The sequence below is a fragment of the Pseudomonas sp. BN415 genome, assembly GCF_029871195.1.
Classification (GTDB): domain Bacteria; phylum Pseudomonadota; class Gammaproteobacteria; order Pseudomonadales; family Pseudomonadaceae; genus Metapseudomonas; species Metapseudomonas resinovorans.
The window spans coordinates 1-17,223 of the sequence record NZ_SSOK01000028.1; the positions used below are offsets into that span (position 1 = coordinate 1).

Genomic DNA, 17,223 nt, shown 5'->3' on the forward strand with positions numbered 1-17,223 from the left:
CGGTTCTCGTCGATATCGCTACCGAAGTTGGTGGAGCGCACCGTTGCATTGCGCCATTTGACGCCGAAGTTCTTCAGCGGGCCGTCCTGGAAGACGTAGGCGATGTCCATGTTGCGTTCCCACTCCTTGCCGTCTTCGCGACCGGCACCCAGGTCGATGTTGTCACCGGACAGGTAGCGGGTCATGAAGGTCAGGCCGGGAATGCCGAGGCTGGCGAAGTTGAAGTCGTAACGGGCCTGCCAGGATGTCTCGTCCTTGTTGGCGAAGTCGCCGATCTGCACGTAGTTGACCAGGAAGGGATCGGTGCCGTTGATGTAGGCGAAGCCGGTGTCGCCACTCATGCTCTGGTAGCCGAGGCCAAAGGCGTGGCCGCCAAGGGCGTAGGTGAACATGGCGCCGAAGGCCTTGTTGTCGACGTTGCTGGAGCCTTCGTCGGTGGAGCGGGCGTAGCGCAGGTCGCTCTTCAGCGACTGCTTGTCGCCCAGCGGCAGCAGGTGGACGGCGCTGAAGAAGTGCTGTTTGTAGAACTGGTCCAGTTCGCCATAGTGGTAGCCGGTGGTGAGGCTGTCGGTCCACTTGTAGTTGGCGCCGGCGAAGTTGAACTCGTCGCTGGTGGTGCCTCTGCGGAAGCTGATGGCGCGGGCCGCCCCGCTGGTGATGGTCATGTCCTCGTAATCGGAGGAGTCACGCTGGTTGACCTGCTTGAGCTGGCCGGCATCGAAGGTGAGGCCGTCGAGCTCCATGGCGTTCAGGTGGCCGCCCTGGAAGGTCTGCGGCAGCAGGCGCGAGTCGTTGTACTGGACGACCGGCAGCTTGGGCAGCAGGGTGCCGACCTTGAGCACGCTCTTGGAAACGCGCAGTTTGGCGGTCAGGCCGAGTTCACCGTATTCGTCCTGGGCGCGGCCGGTTTCACGGTCGCGCTTGAGCAGGCCGGTGCCGGCGCGGTCGGGGCTGGAGTCGAGCTTGACGCCGAGCAGGCCGAGGGCATCGACGCCCACGCCGACGGTGCCCTCGGTGTAGCCGGATTCGTAGCGCAGGAGGAAGCCCTGGGCCCATTCCTCGGCCTTGGCCTGGGGGGCGTTTTCCTGGCGGAAGTCGCGGTTGAAGTAGAAGTTGCGCAGTTCCAGGCTGGCCTTGCTGTCCTTGATGAACTCGGCCTGGGCAATGCCCGGCAGGGTGATAGTGGCGCCAATCGTGGCCAAGGCCACAGCTCGCGCAAGCGAGGTCTTACTCATTGTTATTGTCTCCTCGTTGGATTGCAGGTCGGTCGGGTCGTCCTGTTACAACGAGGTGACTAGAGCATTTCGTTACATTTTCTGTCTGTTAGACGATGGTCGGCAGCTCACTGGACCCACTTTGGGTAGTAGCCGATCGCGTCCTGCACCTTGGCATCGTGGGCCGGAACCACAGTGAGCCCGGGTTCGCGCTGGAGTAGATCGTGAACTTTCTGTAGCTGGGCACGGGTGGCTTTGCGGTCGTTGTCGACCATTCTGCGGCTGACCCAGAACTTCTCCTTCGGCCCGGTGAAGCCTTCCAGGCGCCAGCTGGCATCGCCGGTGAAAAAGAATCGTCGTCCGTCGTGCAGGGTCAGGAACAGGCCCACCGAACCGGGTGAATGGCCGCTCAGCGGCACCAGCACCAGACTGCGGTCGCCGAACAGGTCAAGACTCTCTTCGAAACCCATGAACGGAATGGGCAGGAAAGTGAAGGGGTGCCATTTGACGCCGTGGGCGAACTGGCTCGGCAGTATCGCCGGCGGCGTCGCGATTTCGGTGAACTCGATCTCTTCATAAGGTGCCCAGACTGGAACTTCGGGGAAGTCCGCCAGGGCCGAGGCGTGATCCCAGTGAGCGTGGCTCAGGACGATTCGATCGATGCGGATGCCGTCACGGTCGAGCTGGTCGCGGGCCGGCGTTACGCTGCCGTATTGCATCAATGGCTTGTCCCACCAGGGCATCTCGTGGCTGAACTGGCTGTCCACCTGGCGCCCGAGGCCGGTATCGAACAACAGGGTGGCGGCATGGTGCTGGATCAGCAGTGCCACGTGGTTGGCCTTCACCTTCTCGGTCCACTTTCCATCGGCCACGGTAAAGGCGTCCAGGGTTTCGGTTTCAGAGGTCTTCACCAGGGCGAAGCGCAGGCCCTCTGCCTGGGCGAAGAAGCTGAACGTGCTGAGCAGGAGCAACAGGACGTACGAACGCGGGTGCATGGATTCAGTGTCCTTGGGGCAGGAAAGGGGAGGGGCGTGGCGAGTCGAAGCTCAGCGGCAGGCGGCTTCGACGCAGGCGCCAGCGGCCTGGGGTCAGGGCTACCAAGCGCTCCGCGCCGGGCAGGTCTGGCAGCTCGCCCGAGCCGGTCTGGTCCGGCCAGAGGATTTCCGCACGGGCTTCCAGATGCAGCAGGTCACCGCTGTTGAAGTCGACCCAGAGCAGGCCGCATCGAGGCTCCAGCAGCAGGTTGCCGAGGGTATTGAACATCTGGTTGCCGCTGTAGTCCGGCAGCCAGAGGCGTCCATCTTCACCCAATCGAGCGAAGCCCGGCGTGCCGCCACGGTGGGAGATGTCGACGCCACCGGTCTGCGGGTCCAGGTGCTGGCTGGCAATGAACAGGGTATCGCTGCGTTCCACTAGCCCCAGCCAGCGCTGATCCAGACCGTTGCCTTGTTCCAGGGGGCCTGCCGGGCGCGCTTCCCAGTGCCAATCGCGAGCCTGGATGTACTTTGGGCAATTGCCGAATGACTGTTGCGCGGCGACGGTGAAACCTTCTCGGTCGCTGTCTACCAGCGGGCCGTTCAGGCGATTGCGCCGTCGTGTCGGCAGTTCCAGGCCAAGCAGGCCCAGGCGTACCGCGCCGTGCAGATTGGCGGTCAAAGGGTCGTCGGCTTCCGGGCGGGCGTTGATCCGCAGCAGGCTGGGCTCTGGCGAATGAGCAAAGCCCGGCTTGCCCCAGAGCACCGAGGCCTGGGGTTGGCCGTCGCTGTCCAGACTGCCGACCAGCATCCAGGGTAACTGGGCGAAGAACTCTCGATGTTGCTCCGGCATATGGTCGCGGATCATCCGGCTGCCCATCGATTCCACCTGCTCGCGCACGCCAATACGGCTCTGAATCGCTTGTTCGCCGGGGTGGAAAGGACTGTTCATGGTGACCTCCAGATCGCTTAGAAGTGGGGCAGCTCGACATAGCCGGGCAGGGCACGGATGCGCGCGAACCAAGTGTGCAGGTGCGGGTAGGGCGCCAGATCCAGACCACCCTCGTCGGCCATGGCCAGGTACGGGTAGACCGCGACGTCCGCGATGGTGGGTTGTTCGCCGACCAGCCATTCACGTTCGGCCAGATGCGCGTTTACCAGTTCCAGTGTCTGGCGGCCACGGGCCTGGGCGTCCTCCAGATCCACCGGACGACCGAACTTCAGCGCGATTCGCGCTCTTGCTGCGCCGTTATGGATCTCGTTGGCTGTCAGGCTCAGCCAACTGGCAATCTGAGACTGGATAACGGCGTCCAGCGGGTACCAGTGCGTATCCGCGTAGCGTCTTGCCAGATAGACCAGGATGGCTTGCGAATCGACCAGCGGCTGGCCGTCGTCTACCAGTACAGGAACCTGGCCGCGTGGGTTGAGCGCGAGGAACTCGGCACACTTCTGCGCGCCCTTGGGCAGGTCCACCGTCAGCAGTTCGGCCGGCTGACCAATCAGGCCGAGGAACAGGCGGACCTTGTAGCAGTTGCCGGAAAGGTAGAAGTCGTGGAGTTGCATGACGAGTCCTTCGCGTTGAGTTGTGGATTGAAGAATAGACAGACAGGTCTGTATATTTCAAGCGTGAGTTTCGCATTGCCCTGCGATACCGTGCCCTGTGTGGTTTGAGCCGGCCAGGGCGGATGCGCATAATGCGTCGGTTCAGGAGGCTGCAATGGCATCGAGCAAACGCGATCAACTGGTCAACACCGCCCTCGCGCTCTTCTATCGCGAGGGCTTCCATGCCACCGGAATCGACCGCATCCTGGCTGAGTCCGGCGTGGCAAAGATGACCCTCTACAACCACTTCAAGTCCAAGGACGAGCTGATCATCGCCGCCTTGGAGTCTCGCTTCGCGCCTGCGGCCGAGCGTCTGGCCTGGGCGTTCGAGCATCTGCCACCGCGGGAAGCCATCCTGCGGGTGTTCGACGGACTGGCCGAGTGGCTCAGGCAGGAGGAATTCTGCGGCTGTGCCTTTATCAACGCCGCTGCCGAATTCCATGATCGCGAGCACCCGGTGCATCGCCTCGCCGCGTCCTACAAGATCGCCACGCAAAATTACTTCCGCGATGCCCTGATACGCCTGGAGGCCGCCCAGCCTGATCGCCTTGCGCGTCAGTTGCAGTACTTGATGGAAGGGGCGATCAGCATGGCCCACATCCAGGGGCCGGGCGATCAGGCGCTGGAGGCCAAGGAGGCTGCCAATGTGCTGCTCGAGGCGGCTGGTCTTTGATCAGTCGCTGCCTGTAAGCAACAGGGCTTCACCGGCTTCTATGGCCTGCAGGCCACCGCAGATCAGCACCGCATCACCGTCCTGCAGCAGTGTCTCGTCGGCCGACTGCAAGGGCGCGCCAAGGCGACGTATGCCCTGCACTTCGAGACCCAGTCGCTCGAGACGCAGATCGCCCAGGGTACGGCCGCACGCATAAGCGCCTTCGTTCAGGTTCACAGCGTGCAGCAGCCGTCGCGGCTGTCCATGGGCATCCACCAGATTGGCCTGGCCGCCTGGGTAATAACCGTGGAGCAAGCGATAGCGGTTGCGTCGCACCGCCTCCATATGAGCTTCCACCCGGTTGCGGGGCAGGCCCAGCAGCACCAGCGCATGGGAGGCCAGCATCAGGCTGGACTCCATTACCTCCGGTACGACCTCGGTGGCTCCGGCCGCCTGGAGCCTGGCCAAGTGGCTGTCGTCGCGGGTACGTACCAGTATCGGCAAAGTAGAGTGCAGCTGGCGTGCGCTTTGAACCACCTTCAAGGCGATGTCGGCATCGTTCACCGCGACCACCAGCAGTCGCGCTCGCAGGGTGCCCACAGCTTCCAGTAGATCCGCCCGGCGGGAGTCGCCGAAGTGCACGTTGCGCTCGCCGGCAGCGGCTTCTTCAATCCGGACCGGATCGTCGTCCAGTGCGACAAAGGGAATTGCCTGTTGCTCCAGAATGCGCGCGATGGATTGGCCAACACGGCCATAGCCGCAGATCACCGCATGGTTATTCAGCGTTGTGCTGTGCGCCGCGATCACTTCCAACTGGTCGGCGCACCTCGCGCGTCGTTGCAGGTACGCCGCCAGCCTTGGGGCGGAGCGCAAGAGCGGAGGGGTCAGAACCATGGAACAGAAGATTGCGCTGAGCAACAGGCTGGCCTGCTGCCCGTCCAGGAGGCGGCCATGCTGCGCCTGGGTTACCAGGGCGAAGCAGAACTCGCCGCCCTGTGCCAGTGCCACGCCGGTGCGCCAAGAGGTTTCGAGACCATTTCCCCGCAGCCTTGCCAGCAGGGCGATGACGCTGCCCTTTACCAGCAGCAGGGTGAGCGCAATGCCGGCAATCAACCCGCCATGCTCGGCGAACTGGTTCAGGTCGATGAGCATCCCCACGCTGACGAAGAACAATCCGAGGAGGATGTCGCGAAAGGGGCGGATATCGGCTTCCACCTGATGGCGGTAGTGGCTCTCGCCCAGGAGCATCCCCGCCAGGAAGGCGCCTAGCGCCATGGACAGCCCCAGCAGGTGGGTGATCCAGGCCGTCAGCAGCACGATGACCAGCGCCAGCATGACGAACAGTTCTGCCGAGTGAGCCTGGGCCACCTCGCGAAACAGCCGGGGCAGCAGCCAGCGACTGACCGCCAGCAGGCCAACGAACAGCAGCAACGTCTTGCCAAGGGTGGTGGCTACCGCCCAATACCAGGCGTCCTGCCGGTCACCGGTGAGGGCGGGTACCAGCGTAAGCAGGAGCACCGCAACGAGGTCCTGGAAAATCAGAACGCCGATGGCGTTCTGCCCATGAGGGGAAAACACTTCACCCAGGCTGCCCAGCTCTTTGCCGACGATCGCCGTCGACGAGAGCGCGAGGCCGGCACCTATCAGGCAGGCCACGCCTATATCCATCCCGATCCATAGCAGCAGGCCTGTCAGTGGCAGGCCGCAGGCCAGAACCTGCAGGCTGCCGAAACCGAAAACCACCTGGCGCAGGGCGATCATCTTCGGCAGCGAGAACTCCAGTCCCAGTGTGAACAGCAGGAACACCACCCCCATCTCCGCCAACTGAGGCAGGTTGTGGTCATAGTCGACCCAGGCGAAAGCTGAGGGGCCCAGCAGCAGGCCCACGCAGAGGTAGCCCAGAACCGGCGGGAGCCGCAGGCGGTGGAATAACGCAATGACCAGTAGCGAGGTCGCCAGGATGATCAGCAGGTTGCCGGGCAAGAGTGTGGTCTCCGGAGCCTATGGGGACGCTTTCAGTTATAGCCCCTGGTGATGGGGGGCGGGGCGATGCCCGGGGCGTACCGGCCGTCGCCTTCGATTCAAGTTTTGCAGGGTTCGGCCGCCACAGAGGGACACCGCTGACTCCGGATGCCCCGTCATGAATGCCCTGGCTTCTCTCGCTTCTTCCGCCCAACGCTCCGCCTTCCCCGGCCTGACCTCCGCCTTGGCGCGCAAGCAGGTGGATGCGCAAGAGGCCCTGGCCAGCCGTCTTGGCGAGCGCCTGGGGCTTGAACCGGGAGCCCTCAACGACAAGGCCTCCAACTACACCCCGGAGAAGGTCGCGGACCGTGTGCTCGGTTTCATCGACCAGCGTCTGGGCAAAGAAAAGGCTGAAGGGGCAGACCCGGCCAAGCTGCAGGGTCTGCTCGATCAGGCTCGCGCCGGGATACAGAAGGGATTCGATGACGCGCGGAAGATTCTTGATGGGCTGGGTGTGCTCGGCGGCAAGGTGGCTGAGGATATCGACGACACCTTTGACCGTATCCAGGACGGCCTGGACAAGCTGCAGAAGACCTACACCCAGCCCGCACAGGCCACTCAGGGTGGCGGGACCGTGGCGGTTGCCGGCTACAGCGAGCGTTTTGCTGCAAAGGCTGAAACCTTCGACCTGGAAGTGAAGACCCGCGACGGCGACAGGCTGCGTATCTCTATCGCCCAGGCGTCGGCCGGTTGGTCGCGCAGCAGTGTGGTGGCGGCGAGCGATGGCAAGAACGCTCTGGTGGCCGCCAGCAGCCAATCGTCCAGTCTGCAGATCGGAGCCTGGCAGATCGAAGTCGACGGGGAACTGGATGACGAGGAAAAAGCTGCCCTGAGTGACCTGCTCAGCCAGGTTCAGGACATCTCCAGCAAGTTCTACTCCGGCGACGTGGCCGGCGCCTTCGACCGCGCCATGGCCCTGGACATGGACGGCGAGCAACTGGCCTCCATGTCGATGCGCCTCACCCAGACCAAGGTCATGCAGGCGACCGACGCCTATGGCGCCGTCGCCCAGCAGGGCGGCCAGGCGGCCAGCGCGGTCAATGGCAACCTCAAGGACTACGCCAATAGCCTGCTGGATGCCCTGCGCAGTGCCGGTGAGCTTGCGAAAAATGGCCGCGACACCCTGGAACAACTGCTCAAGGGCGGTTTCGCCCTCGACGAACGTTTCGACCCAAATCAGCTCGCCAAGGCCGAAGCCTTCAACAGCCGCCTGCTGGACGGCCTACAGCCCTTGCTGGACAAGGCTCAGGGCCAATCCACCGACGCCTGACGCGTGCTAGAATTCGCGCCTCGCTGAACTTCGAGGCGCGTCGTAATGCTTCCTGAATGCCAACTTTTCGGCACCCTCGGTTGCCACCTGTGCGAGGTGGCGGAAGGTGTGCTCATGCCCTTCGTCGAACGCGGACTGATGGTGGAGCTGGTGGACATTGCCGACCGCGAAGAGTGGGTCGAGTCCTACGGGCTGCGCATCCCAGTCCTGCGCCGCTGTGATACCGGGCATGAGCTGGGCTGGCCTTTCGATGCGACGTCCGTGGCGTCCTTCCTGTCCAGCTGAACGCTTCTACACGCTCCGGGCGGCATGCAGGGATGGGCCATTTTGGTTGGACGTTCACGGCCCCGCAGACCAGAGACGGGCCTCGGCGATCGGAAAGCAATAGCCTCGGCAGCACATGATGCTCCGGGGCTTTCTTGTATCCGCTGAGAGGGAGAAATCGCAGGCAATAAAAAACCCGCCTTTAAGGCGGGTTTTTCGGGATTTGGTCGGAGCGACTGGATTCGAACCAGCGACCTTCTCGTCCCGAACGAGACGCGCTACCAAGCTGCGCTACGCTCCGTTGTGTGGCGCGCATTCTACAGAAAAACTTTTGGCCTACAAGGGGTTAGCAGAAAATTTTTTAAATTTCCGCACTGGGAAGTGGCTGGCGAGTGAAAGGCTAAGAACGGCGCGGGGTCGCCGGGGGGGAGGGGAAGGCCCGCTTCGCGATGAAGGCGGAAGCGGGCCGGGCGAATCAGAGTTCCTTGATGGTGCGGACCTGATCCTTGTTCACCTTGGCGCGTTTGCCATCCAGTTGTTCGAACTCGTAAAAGCCCGAATCTTCGTCGTAGTCGGGTTTGTCCACGGCCTGGATCTCGCGCCCGTCATTAAGGGTGATCACGGTCGGCGAGGAGCAGCCGGCCAGAGTGAAAAGGCCCATTGCGAGCAGGAAAGCGGGGGCTATCCGCTGGTTCATCGTCATCTCCTTGATGGTTACGCTGGTTGTACGCAGCTTCTGACGAAGAACTTCCCGGCAAAGTTCCAGGAATCTGACTCAGTCCTTCAGATCCAAACCATCGAGCAGGTCGGGGGTGTTCAGGTTCGCCAATCGTGGATCGCCCTCCGGGCAAACCACCTCGACGGGGGCCAACTGGCGAAGGATGCGCTGCGGGCTGCGCTCTCCGGCCTGCCAGCCGGCTTCCAGCACCGGCAACACGGCGCGGGGCAGGACGCAGAATAGCGGCTCCCAGAATGCACCTTGGCGGACCATCACGGGGCGCTCGCAGGCAGCTTCGAGAAGGCTGGCGATCAGCGCGTCATCTACCCGTGGGGCATCGCAGGGCAGGATCAGCACATGCTCGTGACGGGCTGCCGCAAGGCCCGCGCGGATGCCGGCCAGTGGTCCCTGGTAGTCGGGGCTGTCGTCCTGCACCAGTTGGTCGGCCCAGGTGGCATAGTGCTCGGCGTTGCGGTTGCACGAGATGATGAGGTCGTCCGTGAGGGGGCGCACCCGCGCGTGCAACCAGGCGATCAGGGGGCGGCCCTGCCATTCGACCAACCCCTTGTCGCGACCACCCAGGCGCTGCCCGCGGCCGCCGGAAAGCAGCAGTACGGAGAAGGGTAGTAATGGCTTGTCGGACATGGCGCGGTCTCTCTGGCGGCGCTGTGATATAACACCGGGCATTCACTCCTACAACTGGAAGTCTGCCATGAGTCACAAGGCCGAGGCGGTGTTCGTGCCGCTCAATATTGCCGTTCTTACTGTCAGTGATACCCGCAGCCTGGAGACCGATACCTCCGGCCAGCTCTTCGTCGATCGCCTCACCGTCGCGGGTCATAACCTGGCCGCGCGGGTGTTGCTGAAAGATGATCTGTACAAGATCCGCGCCCAGGTTGCCACCTGGATCGCCGACGACGCTGTGCAGGTGGTGTTGATCACTGGCGGTACCGGTTTTACCGGCCGCGACAGCACCCCCGAGGCGGTGGCCTGCCTGCTGGACAAGCAGGTGGACGGCTTCGGCGAGTATTTTCGACAGATTTCCGTGGCGGATATCGGCACCTCCACCATGCAGTCCCGCGCGCTGGCTGGCCTGGCCAACGGCACCCTTGTGTGCTGCCTGCCGGGTTCCACCAATGCCTGCCGCACTGCCTGGGACGGCATCCTTGCCGAACAGCTGGACAACCGCCATCGCCCCTGCAATTTCGTACCGCACCTGACCCAGGCCAACGCCTGCGAGAGCCGCGGATGAGCGGTTGCGATCATCCCGGCCTGATGCCTGTCGAGGACGCCCTGGCGCGCCTGCTCGACCTGGCAGCGGCTGCGCCGATCGACGCGCGTGAAACCGTTGCACTGGCCGAGGCCGATGGCCGGGTGCTGGCTTTTCCACTCGTGGCTGGCCTCGACCTGCCGCCGTGGGACAACAGCGCCATGGACGGTTATGCCTTGCGCCTGGCCGACTGGCAGGGGGAGCCGCTGGTGGTGAGTCAGCGAATTCTCGCGGGCAGTGCGCCCGGACCGCTGCAGCCGGGTACTTGCGCGCGAATCTTCACCGGTGCGCCGTTGCCTGTGGGTGCGGACTTGGTGGAGATGCAAGAGAACGCCGAAGTCCTGGCCGATGGCCGGGTGCGTTTCCTTGAGCCGCTGAAAGCGGGACAGAACGTCCGCCCCCGTGGCCAGGAAACCCGCACAGGCGAAACCGTGCTGCCCGCCGGTACCCGTCTGGGGCCGATCGAGATGGGCCTGTGTGCTTCCCTGGGTGCCGCCGAGTTGGTGGTGCGTCGTCGTCCCGTCGTTGCCGTGATATCCACGGGTGACGAACTGGTACCGCCCGGCCAGCCCCTGGGGCCAGGGCAGATCTACAACAGCAACCGCAGCCTGCTGATTGCCTGGCTGAAGCGCCTGGGATGCGCGGTGGTGGATGCAGGCATCCTGGCCGACGACCTTCAGCTCACCCGAAAGGCGCTGGCGGACCTGGGCCAAGTGGACCTGATTCTCTCCACCGGCGGCGTTTCCGTGGGCGAGGCGGATTTCCTCGGCGCGGTGCTGCGTGAAGAGGGCGAGCTTTCGTTGTGGAAGCTGGCGATCAAACCGGGTAAGCCGCTGACCTTCGGGCACTTCCGCGGTGTGCCGGTGATTGGCCTGCCAGGCAATCCGGCTTCCTCCCTGGTGACCTTCGGCCTGTTGGCGCGGCCCTATCTGTTGCGTCGCCTTGGCGTGGAAGAAGTTGAGCCGCTGGGCTTCGTTGTGCCGGCCGGTTTTACCTGGAAGAAGCCCGGCAACCGTCGCGAGTATCTGCGTGCTCGGCTGGAGAACGGCCGCGCGGTGATCTACCCGAACCAGAGTTCCGGCGTGCTGCGCAGCGCAGCCTGGGCTGAGGGGCTGGTGGAGGTGCTGGAAGGCACCACCTTGGCCGAGGGCGATACCTTGCGGTTCATTCCGCTGAGCGAGTTGCAGGCCTGACAACCGGGCCTTGGTACGGGTTGCGTGTTGCAGGCCGCAGCATGGTCCGTAGGAGCTGTTGTCCCGTTGGTAAATCCCTCGCAACAGCTAACGCAGACATAGCCAATTCTTTCGCCAAGCAGGCTGATGGTCTGCCCTTCAGCCTTGACGCTTGGCCTCGCGGTACTCCCCCGGCGTCTGCCCCGTCCAGGCTTTGAAGCTGCGGTGGAAGGAGCGCGATTCAGTGAAGCCCAGGTAGCAGGCGATGTCCTGGATCGGCAGGTCGCTGCGCAGCAGGTAGTGCTCGGCCAGGTCGCGGCGCAGTTCATCGAGTATCTGTTGGTAGCTGGTGCCGGCTTGTTGCAGGTGGCGCTGCAGGGTGCGCACCGTCATGTGGAACTTCTCCGCCACGCGTTCCTTGCGTGGCAGACCGTCCTTGAGCAGTAGACGCAAGGCGTTCTTCACCCGTTGTGGCAGCGGCTCGTCGTTATCCAGCCCGGCCATCAGTGCCAGGGCGTGCTCTTCCAGGGTGCGCAGCAGGTTGGCATCCGCCTGGCGCAATGGCACTGCCAGATACTCGAAGGGGACTAGCAGGGCGTTGCAGGGTTGCTCGAAGCGTACCGGGCAGCCGAAGACCTCTTCGTAGTCTTCGATTCGAGTCGCCTCCGGCTGGACGTGCTCGAACCAGACCTCCATCGGTGAGCGCTGCATGTCGGCGATCCAGCGGGCGTAAAGCAGCCAGGAGGCGAGTACGTTTTCCACCATGTGGCGACGGATCGCCGGGTCCTGGTGGCGGCAGGTCCAGATCATCCGCACCAGTTCGCCTTCGGCCTCCATGCGGCTCACGCCCATGTCCCCCACCAGCTTCTCGTAGGGCGCAATGCGGCTCATGGCTTCGCCCAGGGTGGCGCAGTTCATGGTGATGTAGCCCAGCACGCTCCAGGAGCCGGGCTGCACGTATCGCGCCGAATGCAGGCCGAAGAGGGCGTCGCCGGACTCGCGAATCAGGTAGCCCAGCAGCCGCTCGTGGATTTCACTGGGCAGGCGCCGGCCGTTGTCCGCGAGGTCCTCCGGACGAATGCCCGCCGCGGCGAGCGTGGAAGCCTGATCCAGGCCAAGCTGTTCCGCGTGGCGCAGGTACTTGAGAAGGGCGGGAACCGAGGTATAGCCGAGGGCGTGCATGCGTTTTCTTGTTATGTCCTGATTGGCGATGGCCACTGTCCCGATTCGACAGTGACGCCTGTGGGCGGCTGGCTAGTATAGGCAGCCATCGAAATCCTCCGAAACAACCCGAACAAGGAGAATGGCATGCGACGCTGGAACGGCTGGGGCGATGAGGCGACGGTGGTGGAACTGCCCGCCAATGGAGCGGCTTTCCTGGCCGAGCGCATCGGTGAAGGCCAGCCCCTGCCTGATGCCAGTCTGGATCAGGTACTGGCCCGCGTGCCGAACTCCCGTCTGGACGCCCACCCGCTGATCAGCCTGGATGCCGAAACGCGCGTCCGTCACGCCCGTGGCCAGAGCCTGCCGGACTGGCTGGCCATGCGCGAAGGCGACTTCGGTCAGTTTCCCGATGGCGTGGCCTTTCCGGAGACTCCGGAGCAGATCCGCCAGTTGCTGGCCCTGGCCGTCGAGCGCGACTTGGTGGTTATTCCTTATGGCGGTGGCACTTCGGTAGCCGGCCACATCAATCCCCAGGCCAGTGCTCGGCCGGTGCTGACGCTTTCCCTGGAGCGCATGAGCCGCCTGCTGGAGCTGGACGAGGAAAGCCAGATCGCCACCTTCGGGCCGGGTGCCAGTGGCCCGCAGGTGGAAAGCCAGCTTCGTGCCCGTGGCTATACCCTCGGCCATTTCCCGCAATCGTGGGAGCTGTCCACCCTTGGTGGCTGGGTTGCCAGTCGCTCCAGTGGCCAGCAGTCCCTGCGCTATGGGCGTATCGAGCAGCTCTTTGCCGGCGGCACCCTGGAAACCTTTGCCGGCCCCATGGAGCTGCCGACCTTCCCGGCGTCGGCCGCGGGGCCGGACCTGCGCGAGCTGGTGCTTGGCTCGGAAGGGCGCTTTGGGGTGATTTCCGAAGTTCGCGTGCGGGTGACCCGATTGGCCGAGCGGGAATCCTTCTACGCGGTCTTCCTGCCCAGCTGGAGGCAGGCGCTCAAGGGGATTCGCAGCCTGGCCCAGGCGCGGGTGCCGCTGTCCATGCTGCGCCTGTCCAATGCCATCGAAACCGAGACGCAACTGGCCCTGGCCGGCCATCCGGGGCAGATTGCCCTGCTGGAGAAGTACCTGGCCCTGCGCGGCGCCGGGGCGGGCAAGTGCATGCTGACCTTCGGCGTGACCGGCAATCGCGCGCAGAACGCCGCGTCGCTGAAGCAGGCCAAGCGTCTGCTGAAGGACTTCGGTGGCGTGTTTACCGGCACCTTGTTGGGCAAGAAGTGGGAGCACAACCGCTTCCGCTTCCCCTACTTGCGTCACGCCCTCTGGAGCGCCGGCTATGTGGTGGACACGCTGGAAACCGCGACCGATTGGGTCAATGTCGATAGCCTGCTCGGCAACATCGAGAGCAGCTTGCGCAACGGTTTGAAGGACGAGGGGGAGCGGGTGCACGTGTTCACTCACCTGTCCCACGTGTACGGCGAGGGTTCGAGCATCTACACCACCTACGTCTACCGTCCCGGGGGCAGCTACGCCGAAGCGCTGGCACGCTGGAGCAAGCTGAAGCACGCCGCCAGTGATGTGATTGCGCAGAATCGCGGCACCATCAGCCACCAGCATGGCGTGGGTCGCGACCATGCACCCTGGCTGCCGGTAGAGAAGGGCCCGCTGGGCATGGCTGCCCTGCGTACCCTGGCCATACATTTCGACCCCGAGGGCCGTCTCGCCCCGGGTGTGCTGCTCGAGGATTGAGCATGGGCGTCTGGAACGCCAAGTGGCGCACGGCTGCGTTGCCGGAACTGGCCAGCCGCGACTGGGACTTGATCGTGGTCGGTGGCGGTATCTGCGGCGCGGGCATCCTGCGGGAGGCGGCGCGCCGAGGCTGGAAATGCCTGTTGCTGGAACAGCGCGACTTCGCCTGGGGCACGTCCAGCCGCTCCTCGAAAATGGTCCATGGCGGCCTGCGCTACATCGCCAAGGGGCAGTTCGGCCTGACTCGCGCCTCCGTGCGCGAACGCCAGCGCCTGCTGGCCGAGGCGCCGGGGCTGGTGGAGCCGCTGAGTTTCGTCATGCCCCATCGGGGCGGTTTCCCGGGGCCGAAGGTGTTCGGCGGTCTGCTGGCGGTCTATGACGCCCTGGCAGGACGACGCAACCACCTCTACTACCCGCTGCAGCAGTTGCGCTACCTGGTGCCAGGCCTGAGTGAGGGCGGCCTGCGGGGCGGTACCCGATTCTTCGATGCCGTGACGGACGATGCCCGGCTGGTGATGCGGGTACTGGGCGAGGCCCGCACGGATGGCGGCGAGGCGTTGAATGGTGTGCGTGTCGTGGCATTGCAGCGGGAGCAGGGCAGGGTGACTGGTCTTGAGGCCGAGGACCTGGAGAGCGGTCAACGCTTCACGTTCCGCACTCGCGCCGTCGCCCAGGCGACCGGTGCCTGGGCGGATCGCCTGCGTGCCGCCAAGGGTACGGAGCATATACGCCCCCTGCGGGGCAGCCATCTGCTGCTTCCCGGCTGGCGTTTGCCACTGGCCCACGCGATCAGCTTCATGCATCCGGCGGATGGGCGCCCGGTGTTCGTCTTCCCCTGGGAGGGGGCGACCGTGATCGGTACAACTGACCTCGACCATGGGGGTGGGCTGGACCAGGATGCGCGCATCAGTGAAACGGAAGTGGACTATCTGCTGCAGGCGTGTGCGCTGCAGTTCCCCGCATCCGGGATCGGCCGGCGCGATGTGCTGTCCACCTGGGCGGGCGTGCGGCCGGTGGTGAGCGATGGTGAGGCGCGGCTGAAACCGTCGGATGAGAAGCGTGAGCATGTCCTCTGGGTCGAGCCCGGCTGCGTGACCCTGGCCGGTGGCAAGCTGACCACCTTCCGCCTGCTGGCGCTGGAGGTGCTGCGTGCCTGCGCAGGCTTTGTCGGCCGCGCCCTGGAGGCGGGCGATGAGCCGGTATTCAAGCCCTGTGTAGCGTCTGCAGTCCCAGCTCTGTCGCCCGCCCAGCGTCTGCGCGTAGTGGGCCGCCATGGAGGCGGCATAGCGGAGCTGGTGCGTTGGGTCGAGCTACTGGGTAATGAACGCGTCGGCGCCACCGATACCCTATGGGCCGAGCTGGCCTGGGCGGCTGAGGGAGAGCTGGTGCTGCACCTGGATGATCTGCTGCTGCGCCGGACCCGTCTCGGCCTGCTGCTGCCGGAGGGAGCTCGCGGCGAACTGCCACGAATACGCGCGCTGTGCCAGTCGCTATTGGGCTGGGACGATGCTCGCTGGGTGCGGGAGGAGGCCGATTACCTGGCCCTCTGGCGGCGCTGCTACAGCCTGCCCGAATAACAAGAACAAGGACGCATCGTGAGCGAGAAGAGCTATCTGCTGGCAATCGACAACGGCACCCAGAGCATTCGGGCCCTGTTGTTCGACCTGGAAGGCAACCTGGTGGGCAAGGGCAAGGTGCCCCTCGAGGCCTATTACTCCAGCCAGCCGGGCTGGGCCGAACAGGACCCGGAGTACTACTGGAGCAGCCTGGGCGAAGCCTGCAGGCTCCTGTGGGAATCGGTGGACATCGATCGCAGCCTGATCCGTGGTGTCTCGCTGACCACCCAGCGCGGCACAGTCATCAACGTCGACGAACAGGGTCAGCCGCTGCGCCCGGCCATTCTCTGGCTGGACCAGCGCCAGGCAGAGGTGCAGGGGCGCATCAGGGGGCCCTGGGGCTGGCTGTTCAAGGCCATCGGCCTGGAGGGCACGGTGGACCATTTCCGCGCCCAGGCAGAAGCCAACTGGGTAGCGCAGAACCAGCCTGAGGTCTGGGCAAGGACCCACAAGGTCTTGCTGCTTTCAGGTTTCCTCAGTCACCGGCTGTGCGGGCGCTTCGTTGACTCGGTGGCCTGCCAGGTGGCTTATCTGCCATTCGACTACAAGCGCTTGCAGTGGGCGGCGCCACGGGATTGGAAATGGCAGTCGATGCCGGTGCGTCGCGAACAGTTGCCCGAGCTGTTCAAGCCGGGACAGCGTCTGGGGAGCATCACTGCCGATGCCAGTCGCCACACCGGCATTCCGGAAGGGCTACCGCTGATTGCCGCGGGGGCCGACAAGGCCTGCGAGGTGATCGGTGCCGGCGGGGTGGAGCCGAGCGTCGCCTGCCTGTCCTATGGCACCACGGCCACCATCAACACGACGCGGCGCAAGTACCTGGAAACCATTCCGCTGATACCGCCGTATCCGGCGGCCATTCCCGATCACTTCAACACTGAAGTGATGATTTATCGCGGCTTTTGGATGGTCAGTTGGTTCAAGCAGGAGTTCGGCCTGCGCGAGATGCAGCGGGCCAAGGAGCTGGGCGTGGAGCCCGAGGTGCTGTTCGACGAGTTGGTCAACAGCGTGCCCCCCGGCTCCATGGGGCTGATGTTGCAGCCCTACTGGTCCCCCGGCATCCGTGAGCCGGGCCTGGAAGCCAAGGGTTCGATCATCGGTTTCGGCGATGTGCACACCCGCGCGCATATCTATCGCGCCATCCTCGAAGGGCTGGCCTATGCCCTGCGCCAGGGCAAGGAACAGATCGAACAGCGTTCTGGTACGAGGATCACGCGCCTGCGCGTGTCCGGGGGTGGTTCGCAGAGCGATGCGGCCATGCAACTGACCGCTGATATATTCGGTCTGCCGGCAGAGCGGCCCCATGTCTACGAAACGTCCGGCTTGGGCGCGGCTATCGATTGCGCGGTGGGCTTGGGCCTGCATCCGGACTTCCCTGCGGCGATTCGCGCCATGACGCGGGTGGGGCAGGTTTTCCAGCCCGACCCGCAGGCGCAGCGCACCTACGAGCGGTTGTATCGGGAGGTTTACCAGGGAATGTACAAGCAGTTGAGGCCGCTGTACCGGAAGATCCGGGATATCACCGGTTATCCGGCGTAGGAGCGA

At 64.4% G+C, this 17,223-nt stretch carries 16 protein-coding genes and 1 tRNA gene; 8 read left to right on the top strand and 9 right to left on the bottom strand.

Features of this window, described 5'->3' with window-relative positions; genetic code table 11:
* The 4 genes from E8F20_RS07530 to E8F20_RS07545 all read right to left on the bottom strand — a co-directional run.
* On the bottom strand, positions 1-1,235 hold a 1,235-nt coding region (locus E8F20_RS07530; protein ID WP_280283208.1), incomplete at its 3' end, for an OprD family porin.
* A gap of 107 nt (positions 1,236-1,342) precedes the next feature.
* The gene (locus tag E8F20_RS07535; protein WP_280283209.1) at positions 1,343-2,209 is read right to left on the bottom strand and encodes an MBL fold metallo-hydrolase; all 867 of its coding nucleotides are present in this window, start codon (positions 2,207-2,209) and stop codon (positions 1,343-1,345) included.
* Positions 2,210-2,213: 4 nt separating this feature from the next.
* Positions 2,214-3,140, bottom strand: coding sequence for a pyridoxamine 5'-phosphate oxidase family protein (locus E8F20_RS07540; RefSeq protein WP_280283210.1), 927 nt, complete (start codon positions 3,138-3,140; stop codon positions 2,214-2,216).
* A 17-nt stretch (positions 3,141-3,157) separates the two neighbouring features.
* Positions 3,158-3,751 carry a glutathione S-transferase family protein gene (locus E8F20_RS07545; RefSeq protein WP_280283211.1) on the bottom strand — a complete coding sequence of 198 codons (594 nt, stop codon included), beginning with the start codon at positions 3,749-3,751 and terminating at the stop codon, positions 3,158-3,160.
* 154 nt (positions 3,752-3,905) lie between these two features.
* Here E8F20_RS07545 and E8F20_RS07550 point away from each other — a divergent pair, with 154 nt between their 5' ends.
* Complete coding sequence (locus tag E8F20_RS07550) at positions 3,906-4,463, top strand: TetR family transcriptional regulator (RefSeq protein WP_280283212.1); 558 nt, start codon at positions 3,906-3,908, stop codon at positions 4,461-4,463.
* Here E8F20_RS07550 and E8F20_RS07555 read toward each other — a convergent pair whose 3' ends face one another.
* A complete protein-coding gene (locus E8F20_RS07555) occupies positions 4,464-6,425 on the bottom strand; it encodes a monovalent cation:proton antiporter-2 (CPA2) family protein (protein ID WP_280283213.1) in 1,962 nt (653 codons plus the stop codon).
* Between the two features lie 157 nt (positions 6,426-6,582).
* Between E8F20_RS07555 and E8F20_RS07560 the strand changes: the two genes are divergently transcribed.
* Positions 6,583-7,734, top strand: a complete 1,152-nt coding sequence (locus tag E8F20_RS07560) for a DUF5610 domain-containing protein (RefSeq protein WP_280283214.1) — start codon at positions 6,583-6,585, stop codon at positions 7,732-7,734.
* 45 nt (positions 7,735-7,779) lie between these two features.
* Positions 7,780-8,019 (top strand): glutaredoxin family protein, encoded by a 240-nt coding sequence (locus tag E8F20_RS07565; RefSeq protein WP_028629503.1) that lies wholly within the window; start codon positions 7,780-7,782, stop codon positions 8,017-8,019.
* A 203-nt stretch (positions 8,020-8,222) separates the two neighbouring features.
* On the opposite strand, the gene E8F20_RS07570 is transcribed toward E8F20_RS07565, so the two are convergent.
* From E8F20_RS07570 to mobA, 3 genes are all read right to left on the bottom strand, one after another.
* Positions 8,223-8,299 (bottom strand) — tRNA-Pro (locus tag E8F20_RS07570).
* Positions 8,300-8,473: 174 nt separating this feature from the next.
* The gene (locus E8F20_RS07575) at positions 8,474-8,695 is read right to left on the bottom strand and encodes a YgdI/YgdR family lipoprotein (protein WP_280283215.1); all 222 of its coding nucleotides are present in this window, start codon (positions 8,693-8,695) and stop codon (positions 8,474-8,476) included.
* Between the two features lie 78 nt (positions 8,696-8,773).
* Positions 8,774-9,361 (bottom strand): molybdenum cofactor guanylyltransferase MobA, encoded by a 588-nt coding sequence (gene mobA / locus E8F20_RS07580; RefSeq protein WP_280283216.1) that lies wholly within the window; start codon positions 9,359-9,361, stop codon positions 8,774-8,776.
* A gap of 67 nt (positions 9,362-9,428) precedes the next feature.
* Here mobA and moaB point away from each other — a divergent pair, with 67 nt between their 5' ends.
* Positions 9,429-9,968: a molybdenum cofactor biosynthesis protein B gene (gene moaB / locus E8F20_RS07585; RefSeq protein ID WP_028629500.1), complete on the top strand. Its 540-nt coding sequence runs from the start codon at positions 9,429-9,431 to the stop codon at positions 9,966-9,968.
* Positions 9,965-11,179 carry a gephyrin-like molybdotransferase Glp gene (gene glp, locus E8F20_RS07590; protein ID WP_280283217.1) on the top strand — a complete coding sequence of 405 codons (1,215 nt, stop codon included), beginning with the start codon at positions 9,965-9,967 and terminating at the stop codon, positions 11,177-11,179. The genes moaB and glp overlap by 4 nt, the downstream gene beginning before the upstream one ends.
* Positions 11,180-11,317: 138 nt before the next feature.
* Here glp and E8F20_RS07595 read toward each other — a convergent pair whose 3' ends face one another.
* On the bottom strand, positions 11,318-12,340 hold the full coding sequence (locus E8F20_RS07595; protein WP_280283218.1) for an AraC family transcriptional regulator: 1,023 nt from the start codon (positions 12,338-12,340) through the stop codon (positions 11,318-11,320).
* 126 nt (positions 12,341-12,466) lie between these two features.
* Here E8F20_RS07595 and E8F20_RS07600 point away from each other — a divergent pair, with 126 nt between their 5' ends.
* From E8F20_RS07600 to E8F20_RS07610, 3 genes are read left to right on the top strand one after another with little or no spacing between them, the layout of a single operon-like run.
* The gene (locus tag E8F20_RS07600; protein ID WP_280283219.1) at positions 12,467-14,062 is read left to right on the top strand and encodes an FAD-binding oxidoreductase; all 1,596 of its coding nucleotides are present in this window, start codon (positions 12,467-12,469) and stop codon (positions 14,060-14,062) included.
* A gap of 2 nt (positions 14,063-14,064) precedes the next feature.
* Complete coding sequence (locus tag E8F20_RS07605) at positions 14,065-15,639, top strand: glycerol-3-phosphate dehydrogenase/oxidase (protein WP_280283220.1); 1,575 nt, start codon at positions 14,065-14,067, stop codon at positions 15,637-15,639.
* Between the two features lie 18 nt (positions 15,640-15,657).
* Positions 15,658-17,217: an FGGY-family carbohydrate kinase gene (locus E8F20_RS07610; RefSeq protein WP_280283221.1), complete on the top strand. Its 1,560-nt coding sequence runs from the start codon at positions 15,658-15,660 to the stop codon at positions 17,215-17,217.
* The last annotated feature ends 6 nt before the right edge of the window (positions 17,218-17,223 follow it).